The sequence below is a fragment of the Yinghuangia soli genome (assembly GCF_021502675.1).
In the GTDB taxonomy this organism is placed as follows: Bacteria; Actinomycetota; Actinomycetes; order Streptomycetales; family Streptomycetaceae; genus Yinghuangia; species Yinghuangia soli.
Genome location: NZ_JAKFHA010000003.1, coordinates 420,836 through 433,279, shown reverse-complemented (window position 1 = coordinate 433,279; position 12,444 = coordinate 420,836). Strand labels below are relative to the sequence as shown.

9 protein-coding genes are annotated in these 12,444 nt (G+C 71.7%); 7 read left to right on the top strand and 2 right to left on the bottom strand.

Features of this window, described 5'->3' with window-relative positions:
* Nucleotides 1-66: 66 nt before the first annotated feature.
* Entirely contained in the window at nt 67-1,593 is a 1,527-nt protein-coding gene (locus tag LZ495_RS08845) for a carboxylesterase/lipase family protein (RefSeq protein WP_235051455.1), read from the bottom strand.
* 115 nt (nt 1,594-1,708) lie between these two features.
* On the bottom strand, nt 1,709-3,325 hold the full coding sequence (locus LZ495_RS08840) for an ABC transporter substrate-binding protein (RefSeq protein ID WP_235051454.1): 1,617 nt from the start codon (nt 3,323-3,325) through the stop codon (nt 1,709-1,711).
* A gap of 319 nt (nt 3,326-3,644) precedes the next feature.
* Between LZ495_RS08840 and LZ495_RS08835 the strand changes: the two genes are divergently transcribed.
* From LZ495_RS08835 to LZ495_RS08805, 7 genes are all read left to right on the top strand, one after another.
* The gene (locus tag LZ495_RS08835) at nt 3,645-5,294 is read left to right on the top strand and encodes an AMP-binding protein (protein ID WP_235051453.1); all 1,650 of its coding nucleotides are present in this window, start codon (nt 3,645-3,647) and stop codon (nt 5,292-5,294) included.
* A gap of 53 nt (nt 5,295-5,347) precedes the next feature.
* Nucleotides 5,348-5,764, top strand: a complete 417-nt coding sequence (locus LZ495_RS08830; RefSeq protein ID WP_235051452.1) for an acyl-CoA thioesterase — start codon at nt 5,348-5,350, stop codon at nt 5,762-5,764.
* A 40-nt stretch (nt 5,765-5,804) separates the two neighbouring features.
* The gene (locus tag LZ495_RS08825; protein ID WP_235051451.1) at nt 5,805-8,246 is read left to right on the top strand and encodes an oxidoreductase; all 2,442 of its coding nucleotides are present in this window, start codon (nt 5,805-5,807) and stop codon (nt 8,244-8,246) included.
* Nucleotides 8,247-8,424: 178 nt separating this feature from the next.
* The gene (locus tag LZ495_RS08820; RefSeq protein WP_235051450.1) at nt 8,425-9,501 is read left to right on the top strand and encodes a carbon-nitrogen hydrolase family protein; all 1,077 of its coding nucleotides are present in this window, start codon (nt 8,425-8,427) and stop codon (nt 9,499-9,501) included.
* A complete protein-coding gene (locus LZ495_RS08815) occupies nt 9,498-10,610 on the top strand; it encodes a cupin domain-containing protein (protein WP_235051449.1) in 1,113 nt (370 codons plus the stop codon). The genes LZ495_RS08820 and LZ495_RS08815 overlap by 4 nt, the downstream gene beginning before the upstream one ends.
* A gap of 86 nt (nt 10,611-10,696) precedes the next feature.
* On the top strand, nt 10,697-11,608 hold the full coding sequence (locus tag LZ495_RS08810) for a fumarylacetoacetate hydrolase family protein (RefSeq protein ID WP_235051448.1): 912 nt from the start codon (nt 10,697-10,699) through the stop codon (nt 11,606-11,608).
* 102 nt (nt 11,609-11,710) lie between these two features.
* A complete protein-coding gene (locus LZ495_RS08805; RefSeq protein ID WP_235051519.1) occupies nt 11,711-12,433 on the top strand; it encodes a maleate cis-trans isomerase family protein in 723 nt (240 codons plus the stop codon).
* Nucleotides 12,434-12,444 lie beyond the last annotated feature (11 nt).

The following is a 12,444-nucleotide window of genomic DNA, read 5'->3' as shown; positions in this document are numbered from 1 at the left end:
GCTTGGGGGGCGCTTCGGGGGCTGTGGGGGCACCGCGGGCGCCTCGGAGCGCCGCAGGGCGCCGCGTCAGTCGGTCGACGGCAAGGGCAGTTCGTGCAGGGCGGTGAGCGGGTGCGGGGCCGGGTACGACTCCGCTGCGAAGATCATCGTCTGCCGCTCGGCCGCGGAGAAGGCAGGCCAACCGGCGAGTCCGGGATTCCCGGTGCGCGCGAACCCCGTCCAGGCCGCGCGCATGGCGTCTGCCAAAGCCTGCGGCGGCTCGGGGCCGGTGAACCGGGCAGCCCCCGGCAACTGCAGGTTGTCGAAGACGAACGGCAGGTCGAGCGAGTGGCACGCGCCCAGTCGGCCGCCGTGCGCGGTCGAGGGCCACGTGAACAGGTACAGCCATACCTCGGGCGTGTGCACGGCGTGCGCTTGCGCCAGCTCGTAGGCCGGGCGCCGGAACATCGACTCGCCGACCAGCGTCGCGAGCAACTCCTTTCCGGTCGCCTCGGGTTCGGCCGAACGGAAGGCACCGAGCGCACTGCCGGGATCCTGGTACGCGGCAGCGAAGGCCGCATCCAAGGTCGCCTCGGTCTCGGCCGCCTCCTCGACGTCCGCAGGCTCCGCGTCCGCAGCTGCACCGAACAGGGAGCCGATCCGCATCTCGTCCCGGTTCGCCCCCACGATGAGCGGGATCCGCGCCGCCTTGCCGGCCCGGAACGACGCCAGCGGCGACTCGCCGAGCACCGTGCCGTCGACCACCGGCGCGAACGGCAGCAGCGCCGCCGGGTCTTCCGCGGACAGCTGCGCGGTGACCGCTTCCTGGGCGCGGATCAGCTCGGCGGTGGACGCTTCGAGCAGGACGCGCGGATCGTCGCTGCCCAGCGCCGCGACGATCCGCCGGGCGATCCCGTCGGCGTCCTCCGCGGTCCGTACATACGAGCCGCTGCCGCTCTGGACCACCGCCTTGTGGAACAGCCCGGCCGCGGCCGGCATCGCCATGAGCGCCGCGACGCTCATCGCGCCCGCCGACTGGCCGAAGACCGTCACGTTGCCGGGATCGCCGCCGAAAGCCGCGATGTTGGCCCGCACCCACGTCAGCGCGGCGACCTGGTCGAGCAGACCGAGGTTGCCCGACCCTGCGTAGTCGTCGCCGAGCAGGCCGCCCAGGTGCAGGAAGCCGAACGCCCCCAGCCGGTAGTTGACGGTCACGACCACGACATCGCCGCGCGATGCGAGCCGCTCGCCGTCGAAGAACGGGTCGCGGCCCGAGCCGAATATGAAGCCGCCGCCGTGCAGCCACACCATCACCGGCCGCGCGCCCTCACCGGAAGCCGAGACGCCCGGCGTCCAGATGTTGAGCGTCAGGCAGTCCTCGTCGGACGGGAACGGCTCGGTGCCGAACATCGCGGTGAGCAGGTGGTCGGGCGGCTGCGCGGCGGCCGGGCCGTAGGCGACGGCCGCGCGCGGCAGTTCCCACGGCACGGTCGGCTGCGGCGGCCGGAAGCGCGCCGGGCCGACCGGGGGAGCGGCGTACGGAACTCCCTTGAAGGCGGCGCCGTTTGCCGTCGCGGTGCCGGAGACCGGCCCGTCGGCGGTCTGGACGATCATGCGGTCCCTCCGTGAAGTGGCGGCCGGATGGCCGAGTGCCGGGCGGTGCGAGCATGGCGTACCTGCGGGAATGCCTGCCCGCTCCGCCTCGGCCGTCCGGCCGCCGACAGGCGTCTTACGCGGGTGTGGTGTCCCACGCCACATCCGGCAGGTAGCCGGTCCCCGTGGTGAATCCGCTGAGCTTCTTCGGGTTGAAGGCGTAGATCCCGTCGATGCGCGAGGTGGCCACGAACCACGCCTGGTCGACCGCGTACCGCATGGCCTCCTGGTAGAGCGCGGGCTGCTGCTCCGCGGGGACGGCGGCCGCTGCGGCGAGGCGCCGCGTCAGTTCGGGGTCCTCGGAGGCGTACGGGTTGAACGCGGTCGCGTGCGGGAGCATCCAGTCCAGCGACAGCATGTACGTCGGGATGCCGCCGTACCCGAAGCCCAGCACCGGGAACTTCTTCGATGTCGCATTGCCGAGCCACTGCCCGACGGTCGTGTCGGTAGTGACCTCGGCGCGCACGCCTATCTGCTTCCACTGCTCGACGACCGCCTGCGTGACCAGGTCGATGCCCAGCAGGTTCTGCGTCTCCATGGGGAAGGAGAAGCCGTTCGGGTAGCCGGCGTCGGCCAGCAGCTTCTTGGCCTTGGCCGGGTCGTACGGGTAGCGCTTGTCGGTCTCGGCGGAGAAGCCGTCCAGGCCGGGCAGCGAGACCTGGGTGGTGGACTGGGCGTAGCCCTGGAAGAGCGCCTTGTTGATCGCATCGCGGTCGATGGCGTGGTTGAGCGCCTGGCGCACCCGGACGTCGCTCAGCGGCTTGGCGACCGTGCCCGCCCGGTCGGCGAGGTTGACGCCCATCAGGACGGCCGGCGTCTTGGTGATCTCCAGACCGCCGGACTTGGCGGCGTCGACCTGGTTCGGGCCGATGGCCAACGCGTCGGCCTGGCCGGTCTTGACCGCCTGCAGCGCCGATTGCGGGTTGGGGACGACCTTGACGACGACCTTCTTCCACTTGATCTTCGACGGGTCCCAGTACTTCGGGTTCGGCGTGTAGGTGTAGTGGTCGCCGGTGACCGTGGCCTTGCCGTCCAGTACGTACGGGCCGGACCCGTACGACTGGGTGCCCATCTTCGCCGGGTCGGCCAGGCCGGCCGGGCTGACCACCGAGCCGGCCATCGTGACCTGCGTGAACAGGTCAGGAAGGATCGGGTTGGCGGACGCGCAGTGGATGCGGATGGTCAGCGGACCGGTCGCGGTGACCGATTCGATCGCGGACAGCCACGACACGTTGAGGCCGTTCTTGCGGGTGTAGTCGAGCGATGCGGCGACGGCCTGCGCGGTCACCGGGGTGCCGTCCGCGAAGACCGCGCCCTCGCGGAGGGTGAGCTCGAAGTCGGTGTTGCCGTTGCCGACGTAGCCCCACATGACGGCCAGCCCGGGGACGAGCTTGCCGCTTGCCTCGCGGTGGATCAGCGAGTCGTACGCGAGGTTCACGAACCAGTTGTCCGAGCCGACGTTGGCCTTGGCCGGATCCAGGCTGGCCGGCGGGCTCATGGCGATGAGGTTGAGGGTTTCGCCCTTGCCGCCGGAGCCGCCGCTGGACGAGCCGCCGCAGCCGGTGGCCGCGAGGGCCAGGGCAGCGGCGGCTGCGAGGGCGGCGAAGCGGGCGGCCGGACGCGGGCCGTGGGGTAGCGACGCGGCGCGGGGTCTGGGTCGGGGGCCGGGGCGGGGTGCGGAAATTGGTGGCACGTGCGGCTCCTCTTGCCGATGCTGACACGTTTCAGCCCTGACAGCCGCGAACGTTAGCGCGTTCGTTTGACTGTCGCCAGATTTACAACACAAAAATCTCGATGCGTGGACGGGGTGGGCCGTCGGAGTGAGTGGCCTGCGCGTCGGGCGGCGGTGCGGTGTCCGGTGCCATCGGCGCGGCGAGCATGGGAGTTGGGGTCGTGCGGGCCATGGATGCGCGGCGATCGGACGGCAGATATCGCGAACTATTGACTGTCGTCATGATCGCTGGATAATTTGGCGGCACGACTCCCGCCGACCCCCAGACGAGGTGGCGCTCATGGAGCTGTCTCCGTCCGCCCACGCGGACTCTTTCTGCCGCGACCGGCTGCCGCCCTTCGAGCAGTGGCCCGAACTCCGCTTCGATCTTCCGGAGCTGCAGTACCCCGAACGCCTCAACTGCGCCGTCGCCCTGCTCGACGACGTCGCCGCGGAGCACGGTCCCGACCGTCGCTGCATCCTCACGCCGACGGAGCAGTGGTCGTACGGCGACCTGCTGCACCGCTCGCGCCGGATCGCCCAGGTGCTCACCGAGGACCTCGGCCTCGTGCCCGGCAACCGCGTGCTGCTGCGCGGGCCGAACGACCCCTGGCTGGTGGCCTGTTGGTTCGCGGTCCTGCGGGCCGGCGGCGTGGTGGTCACCACGATGCCGCTGCTGCGCGCCCACGAACTCGGCACGCTGTGCGAGATCTCCGCCCCGGTCCTCGCGCTGTGCGAGCACCGCTACCTCGGCGAGCTCGAGGCCGCCGACGTTCCGGGCCTGGCCGTCGTCGCGTACGGCGGTTCCGGCGCCGACGACCTGATCGCCCGAAGCGCCGCGAAGGCGGGGGAGTTCGAGGCCGTCGACACGGCCGCGGACGACGTCGCGCTCATCGCGTTCACCTCCGGCACCACCGGCCGGCCCAAGGCCACGATGCACTTCCACCGCGATGTGCTGGCCAACGCCGACACGTTCTCCCGGCACGTCATCAGGCCCGAAGCCGGAGATCTGTTCGCCGGGACGCCGCCGCTCGGATTCACCTTCGGCCTCGGCGGCCTGGTGGTCTTCCCGCTCCGTGTCGGTGCCGCGACCCTGCTCACCGAGCCGGTCAATCCGCAGCAACTGGCCGAACTGGTCGCGCAATTCGGCGTCACCGTGCTGATCACCGCACCGACCGCCTACCGGGCGATCCTGGCCGCCGGGCTCGCCGAGCGCATGGCGACGCTGCGCCGCTGCGTGTCGGCGGGGGAGGCCCTGCCTGCCGACGTCTGGCACCGCTTCCACGAGGCCACCGGCCTGCGCATCATCGACGGCATCGGCGCGACCGAGATGCTGCACGTCTTCATCTCCGCGGCCGACGAGGAGATCCGCCCCGGCGCCACGGGACTTGCCGTGCCCGGCTACACCGCGGACGTGCTGACCCCGGACGGCGAGCGCGCCCCCGACGGCCAGCCCGGCGTCCTCGCCGTCAAGGGCCCGACCGGCTGCCGCTACCTCGACGACGAGCGCCAGCTCACCTACGTCCGCGGCGGCTGGAACATCACCGGCGACACCTACATCCGCGACGCGGACGGGTACTTCTGGTATCAGGCGCGCAGCGACGACATGATCATCTCGTCCGGCTACAACATCGCCGGCCCCGAGGTCGAACAGGCCCTGGCCATGCACCCGGACGTCGTCGAATGCGGCGTCGCCGGGGCGCCGGACGAACGCCGCGGCATGATCGTCAAGGCCTATGTGGTGCTGCGCGACGGCATCCCCGCGGACGAGTCGACGGTCAAGGCCCTCCAGGACTTCGTCAAGGCGACCATCGCGCCCTACAAGTACCCGCGCGCCGTGGAATTCGTGGCGGCACTGCCGCGGACCAGCAACGGCAAGCTGCAGCGCTCCACGCTGCGCGAATGGGCCGCGCAGGGCATTCCGGACCCGGAGTCCGCGCCCTCCCCCTGAAGCGGTTCGCGCCGCGCCCCAAGCCATCTCCCGCACAAGCCAAGGACCCGTACATGGAGAGCACGTCCCCCGCGAGCGTCGTCGTCGAGCGCCGCGTCGAATGGTCGGACACCGACGCCGCAGGCCATCACCACCACTCCGCCGTACTGCGCTGGGCGGAGGCCGCCGAGACCGAGCTGCTGCGCCGGGTCGGCCTCGACGAGCTTTACGGGTCGATCCCGCGCGTGCACTACGAGGCCGACTACCGCGGCCGGCTGTGGTTCGGCGAGACCGTCCGCATCGAGCTGCGCGTCGAGAAGGTCGGCACGACGTCGCTGCACTACGGATTCGAGGTGCACGGCCGGGACGGCCTGGCCGCGACCGGCCGCATGTCGATCGCCCGGTCCGCCGCCCGGGCCACCTCGTCCGAGCCCTGGACACCCGAGCAGGCCCGGCTCTTCGGCACCGCGGGCCCGCAGGGAGGCGGCTGACCGCACCCGTCATATGTTGTGAATGATTGACGCTCGCAAAATGTACGCCATACAGTGGTGGCGGAGCCAGAAAGGCCAGGAGGACGACGTGCGGGTTGCGGTAATCGGAGGAGGACCGGGCGGGCTGTACTTCGCGGCCCTCGCCAAACAGCTGTCACCGTCCTGGGAGGTCGTGGTCTGGGAGCGCAACGCCCCCGACGACACCTTCGGATTCGGCGTCGTCTTCTCCGACGAGACGCTCGACGGCATCGCGCAGGCCGACCCGGTCGTGCATGCCGCGATGTCCGCCGAGTTCGCCCGGTGGACCGACATCGACGTCCGGTACGCGGGCCGCACCCTCACTTCCGGCGGGCACGGATTCGCCGCGCTCGGCCGCAAGCGGCTCCTGCAGATCCTGCAGACCCGGTGCGCCGAGCTCGGCGTCGACGTCCGCTACCGCACCGAGGCCCCCGACGTCGACCTGCTGGCCGCCGAATACGACCTGGTCGTGGCCTGCGACGGCGTCCGCTCCGTGGTCCGCGACCGGTACGCCGAGACCTTCCGCCCCGACCTCGACGAACGCCACTGCCGCTACATGTGGCTGGCCACCGACAAGGTCCTCGAAGCCTTCACCTTCATCGTCGACCGGCACGACTTCGGCACCCTCCAGGTGCACGCGTACCCGTACGACGCAACCCGCAGTACCGTCATCGTCGAACTCGCCGAAGAGGCTTGGCAGGCGGCCGGGTTCGCCGACCTCGCGGCGCAGGACCGGGCCCGCGACCTGCCGCCCGGTGCCAGCGACGACGCAAGCGTGGCCCGCTGCGAGGAACTGCTCGCCGAGCACCTCGACGGGCACCGCCTCGTCTCCAACAACTCCCGCTGGATCCGCTTCACGACCGTCCGCAACGCCTCTTGGCGGCACCGCAACGTCGTCCTGCTGGGCGATGCCGCGCACACCGCGCACTTCTCCATCGGCTCGGGCACCAAGCTCGCCATGGAGGACGCCCTCGCGCTGGCCGCCTGCCTGCACGAGAACGCCGGCATCGACGACGCACTCGCCGCCTACGAGGCCGAACGCCGCCCCGTGGTCGAGTCCACGCAGCGCGCCGCGCAGGCCAGCCTCGAATGGTTCGAGACCATCGGGCGGTACGCCGGGCAGCCTGCCGAGCAGTTCGCGTTCAACCTGCTCACCCGCAGCCGCCGCGTCACCTACGAGAACCTGCGCTCGCGCGACCCGGAGTTCGTCGGCGCCGTCGACGCCGCATTCGCCGCGTCGGACACCGCCGCCGCGACTCCGCCCATGTTCCGCCCGTTCAAGCTCGGCCCGCTGGGCCTGCACAACCGCATCGTCGCCCCGCCGATGGCCACCAGCACGGCTGTCCGCGGCGTCCCCGGCGGGTTCGACCAAGCCCACCTCACCACTCTCGCCCTCGGCGGCGCCGCGCTCGTCTTCGCCGGAATGACCGCGGTGAGCGCGCAAGGCCTGCCCTCGCCCGGCAGTCCCGGCCTCTTCGACGCCGAACAAGAGGCCGCGTGGCGGGCCATCGTCGCGGCCGCGGGCGCCGACAGCGACGCCGCACTCGGCATCCAGCTCACCCACGCGGGCCGGCGCGCCGCGCGTACCGACCCCGGGCCCGACGGGCGGTCCCGCCCGCTGGACGGGGACGCCGCATGGCCGCTCGTCTCCGCGTCCCCCATCGCCTGGGACTCCGCGAGCGCGCTCCCGCACGAGGCTTCCGTCGACGAACTGGCTGCCATAGCGTCCGACTTCGCGCAGGCCGCGGCCCGCGCCGACCGGGCCGGGTTCGACGTCCTCGAACTCCAATACGGGCACGGCCACTTGGTCTCGTCGTTCCTGTCGCCGCTCACCAACCACCGCACCGATGAGTACGGCGGCGACCTCGCGGGACGCCTGCGCTTCCCCCTGGAGGTGCTGGCCGCGGTCCGCGCCGCGTGGCCGGCCGGGAAGCCGCTCGTCGTGCGCATCTCGGCGTCCGACTGGGCGGACGGCGGCACCACGGCGGCCGACAGCGTCGCGATCGCCCGCGCGCTCGCCGCCGGGGGAGCGGACGCGGTCGACGTGTCCAGCGGCGAGGTCGTCGCGCACGAACGCCCCGCCTACGGGCGCAGCTACCAGACCCCGTTCGCCGACCTGATCCGCAACGCCACCGGCGTCCCGGTCATCGCGGTCGGCGGCATCTCCACCTACGACGACGCCAACTCCATCCTGCTGGCCGGCCGCGCCGACCTCTGCGCGGTGGGCCGCGGACACCTGCACGACCCCTGGTGGACGCTGCATGCCGCCGCCGCGCAGGACTACACCGGGCCCGGGGCGGCCTGGCCCGAGCCGTGGCGCGCAGGCAGCGGACGCCCGCCGGGGGCCCGCAGCGACCGCGTCCCGCCCCGGCTCCACCTGCTGCGCGCCCCGGCCGAACCCCTCCACCGGAGGTGGGGGACCGCGACTCCCGTCCCCTACCTCAGTGCCGCGACCGGCGCCTGACCGCTGCGATCGGCCGAGCAGCACGCGAACCACCGAGAACCAGCGAGCAGCACCAGAACCAGCGAGCAGCACCAGAAATACCGAGAACCACCGGAACCACCAGAACCACCGAGAAGCACTGCGAACGGCCGCGGCCGGCGGACACCCCGTCCCGGCCGCGGTCCGAGGAGGCAGAACCATGCAGAGCCTGCTGGCCCACCAGCGCGACAACCTGCCGCGCTTCACCGCCGCAGCCGTCCAGACGGCGCCGGTCTTCCTGGACCCGGCCGCGACCGTCGACAAGGCCGTCGGGATCATCCGCGAAGCCGCCGCCAACGGCGCCGGACTCGTCGTCTTCCCCGAGGTCTTCGTGGCCGGCTACCCCTACTGGAACTGGACCATGAACCCGGTCCAGGGGTCCCCGTGGTTCGAACGGCTCTACCGGGCGTCCGTCGACATCCCCGGCCCGCACGTGGACCGGCTGCGGACCGCGGCCCGCGACCACGGCGTCGTCGTGGTCATCGGCGTCAACGAACGCGGCGCGCACAGCCTCGGCGAGCTTTACAACACCATGCTCACCATCGGCACCGACGGCGAACTCCTCGGTGTGCACCGCAAACTCGTGCCCACCTGGGCCGAGAAGCTCACCTGGACCGGCGGCGACGGCAGCTCCCTCAAGGTGCACCCGACCCCGATCGGCCCGCTCGGCGTCCTGGCCTGCGGCGAGAACACCAACACCCTCGCCCGCTTCACCCTGCTCGCGCAGGGCGAACTCGTCCACGCCGCCTCGTACATCGCCCTGCCCGTGGCCCCGGCCGACTACGACATGGCCGAGGCCATCGCGGTCCGCACGGCCGCGCACTGCTTCGAGGGCAAGGTGTTCTCGGTCGTCTCCTGCTCGACCATCTCCGATGCAATGGTCGACGCCATCGCGGGCGACGACGCCGAGGTACGCGCCCAACTGCGCCGCAAGCGCAGCGCCCTGTCCGGCATCTTCGGCCCGGACGGCCGCCCGGTCACCGACCCGCTGGTCGACGACGACGGCATCGTCTACGCCGAGATCGACCTCAACCGGTGCATCCAGCCCAAGCAGATGCACGACATCCTCGGCCACTACAACCGCTTCGACATCTTCGACCTGCGCGTCGACACCACGCCGCGCAGCCCCGTCACCTTCACTCCGCCCGGCCCGTCGGCGTACGCGTCCGCTCCGGCGTCCGACCCGGCGTCCGGCCTCGGCACGGAGAAGAAGGAGAAGGAGGAGGAGGAACGATGACCGCGCACCAGGACGACAGCATGCTCGGCCGGGCCCGGGTCGCCGACTCACCCGAACTCACCGCCTACTACGGCGAACTGGCCGATCTCGAAGCCGGCGCGCTGTGGACCGTCGCCAACAAGATCGAGCCGTGGTACCCGCAGCCGTTGTCGGTGCCCGTGCTGTGGCGGTATGCCGAACTACGCCCGCTCGTCCGCAAAGCCCTCGACCTGGTCAAGGCCGACGACGCCGGACGCCGCGTCGTCATGCTGGTCAACCCCGGCCGCCGGGACGTCAGCGCGGCCGCCGGACTGCTCTACACCGGACTGCAGATCATGGGCCCCGGCGAGTCGATGACCGCCCACCGGCACCAGGCCGCGGCGCTGCGCTTCGTGCACGAAGGCACGGGCGCCTGGACCATCGTGGACGGCGAGAAACTCAGTGTCGGCCCCGGCGACTTCGCCATCACCCCCAACGGGACCTGGCACGAGCACGGCAACGAAGGCGAGGACGAGCCCGTCATCTGGCAGGACGGCCTCGACATCCCGCTCGTCAACGCCCTCGACGCGGGCTTCTACGAGGTCCACCCCGACCTCTACCAGCAGCCGCGGCCGATCCGGAACGAGTCGGTGCTCGCCTACGGGGCGAACCTGCTGCCGTACGGCGCCGACAAGTGGACGCGGCCCTACTCGCCGCTGCTCGCCTGGCCCTGGGAGCCCACGTACCAGGCGCTCCGCAACCTCGCCAAGACCACCGAAGGCTCGCCGTACGACGGCGTCATCATGGAGTACACCAACCCGGTCACCGGCGGCTCCGTGATGCCCACCATGGGCGCGCACATGCAGCTGCTGCTCCCCGGGCAGGCCACCAAGGCCCACCGGCACACCGGTTCGGTGGTCTACACGGTCGCCAAGGGCCGCGGCGCCTCGGTCATCGCGGGGCAGCGCTTCGAGTGGACCAAGGGCGACATCTTCTGCGTGCCGTCCTGGGCGTGGCACGAGCACGCCAACCTCGACGCGTCCGACGACGCCTGCCTGTTCTCCTTCAACGACTTCCCGGTCATGCGCTCGCTCGGATTCCACCGCGAAGAGGCGTACCCGGACAACGACGGACACCAGCCGACCGGCTGACCCCCTCTCCGCCTCCCGGCCGCCCGCCCGGACGCAGCCCCTGCCGCACACGACGCAGCCCTGCCGCACTCACCGAGGAACCACAGATGCGACTTGTCACCTTCACCACCGCAACCTCCGCCGACCCCCGCCTCGGTGCGCTGCTCGCCGGCGACCGCGTCGCCGACCTGGGCGCGCTGGCTGCGGCCCGGGGCACCGAACTTCCGGGCGACCTGCGCTCCCTGATCGCCGCCGGCCCGGTCGCGCACGCCGCGGCGCGCAAGCTGTTGGCCGCGTCCTCGGCCGAGCTGCCGGACGGCGCGGTCCGGGCGCTCGCCGACGTCACCCTCCAGGCGCCGCTGCGGCCCGGCAAGGTGATCGGCGTCGGCCTGAACTACGTCGAGCACGTCGAGGAGTCCAGCCGCAGCCTCGACACCGCCAAGGAACTCCCGGACCGGCCGGTCCTGTTCAGCAAGCCGGCCACCGCGGTCACCGGCCCCGGGCACCCGATCCTGCACAACGGGAACCTCACCGCGCAGCTCGACTGGGAGTGCGAACTCGCGGTCGTCATCGGCAAGACCGCGTTCCGGGTGAGCGAGGAAGACGCCTGGGACCACATCTTCGGCTACAGCATCGTCAACGACATCAGCGCCCGCGACCAGCGCCGCTCGGGGCAGTGGTTCTTCTCCAAGGGGCAGGACTCCTACTGCCCGTTCGGCCCGGCCGTGGTCACCGCCGACGAGATCGAGGATCCCCTCGACCTCGACCTGCACCTGGCCGTCAACGGCCGGACGAAGCAGAAGGGCAACACGCGGGACATGCTCTTCCGGATCCCGCGGCTGATCGCCGACATCAGCTCCGGCGTCACCCTCGAACCCGGCGACGTGATCGCCACCGGATCGCCGTCCGGCGTCGGCGCGGGCATGAACCCCCCGGAGTTCCTCCGGCCCGGCGACATCGTCGAGGCCACCATCGCGGGCATCGGCACCCTGTCCAACCCGGTCGTCGACGCGCGCTGACGCCGAGTCGCCCCGCCGCCCGCCCCGCACCACAGAGAGGCACTTCCGGTGTCCCCACGCAGCTACCGCATCGGCCAGATCGTGCCGAGCTCCAACGTCACGATGGAAACCGAGATACCCGCGATCCTGCGCGCCCGCGAGCAGGTCGCCCCGGAGCGGTTCACCTTCCACTCCAGCCGCATGCGCATGACCCACGTGACGCCCGAACAGCTCAAGGCGATGGACGCGGACTCCGACCGCTGCGCCGTCGAACTCTCCGACGCGCGCATGGACGTCCTCGGGTACGCCTGCCTGGTCGCCATCATGAGCATGGGCCTCGGCTACCACCGCACCTCCGAGGAGCGCCTGCACCGGCGCACGGTCGAGAACGGCGGCCCGGCGCCGGTCGTCACCAGCGCCGGGGCCCTGGTCCACGGCCTCAAGACGCTCGGCGCCACGAAGGTGGCCCTCGTCGCGCCGTACATGATGCCGCTGACCCGGACGGTCGTGGACTACCTCGGGCACGAGGGCATCAAGGTGCTCGACTTCACCGCCCTGGAGATCCCCGACAACCTGGACGTCGCGGCGCATGACCCGCTGCGGCTGCCCGGCATCGCGGCCGCCCTCGACCACGCGGACGCCGACGCCGTGGTGCTCTCCGCGTGCGTCCAGATGCCGTCGCTGGCCGCCGTCGAGGAGGCCGAACAGCGCCTCGGCAAACCGGTCGTGTCGGCGGCCATCTGCACCGCGCACCAGATGCTGCGCGCCCTCGGACTGCCCGCCCACGCACCGGGCGCCGGACACCTCTTGTCCGGCGCGTACGCCGAGGCCCCGCTGCCCGGCTGACGCCCGCACGG

Coding starts and splice junctions, on each gene's coding strand:
- LZ495_RS08845 (WP_235051455.1), bottom strand. CDS start 1,593: ATGATCGTCCAGACCGCCGACGGGCCGGTCTCCGGCACCGCGACGGCA.
- LZ495_RS08835 (WP_235051453.1), top strand. CDS start 3,645: ATGGAGCTGTCTCCGTCCGCCCACGCGGACTCTTTCTGCCGCGACCGG.
- LZ495_RS08830 (WP_235051452.1), top strand. CDS start 5,348: ATGGAGAGCACGTCCCCCGCGAGCGTCGTCGTCGAGCGCCGCGTCGAA.
- LZ495_RS08825 (WP_235051451.1), top strand. CDS start 5,805: ATGTACGCCATACAGTGGTGGCGGAGCCAGAAAGGCCAGGAGGACGAC.
- LZ495_RS08820 (WP_235051450.1), top strand. CDS start 8,425: ATGCAGAGCCTGCTGGCCCACCAGCGCGACAACCTGCCGCGCTTCACC.
- LZ495_RS08815 (WP_235051449.1), top strand. CDS start 9,498: ATGACCGCGCACCAGGACGACAGCATGCTCGGCCGGGCCCGGGTCGCC.
- LZ495_RS08810 (WP_235051448.1), top strand. CDS start 10,697: ATGCGACTTGTCACCTTCACCACCGCAACCTCCGCCGACCCCCGCCTC.
- LZ495_RS08805 (WP_235051519.1), top strand. CDS start 11,711: ATGGAAACCGAGATACCCGCGATCCTGCGCGCCCGCGAGCAGGTCGCC.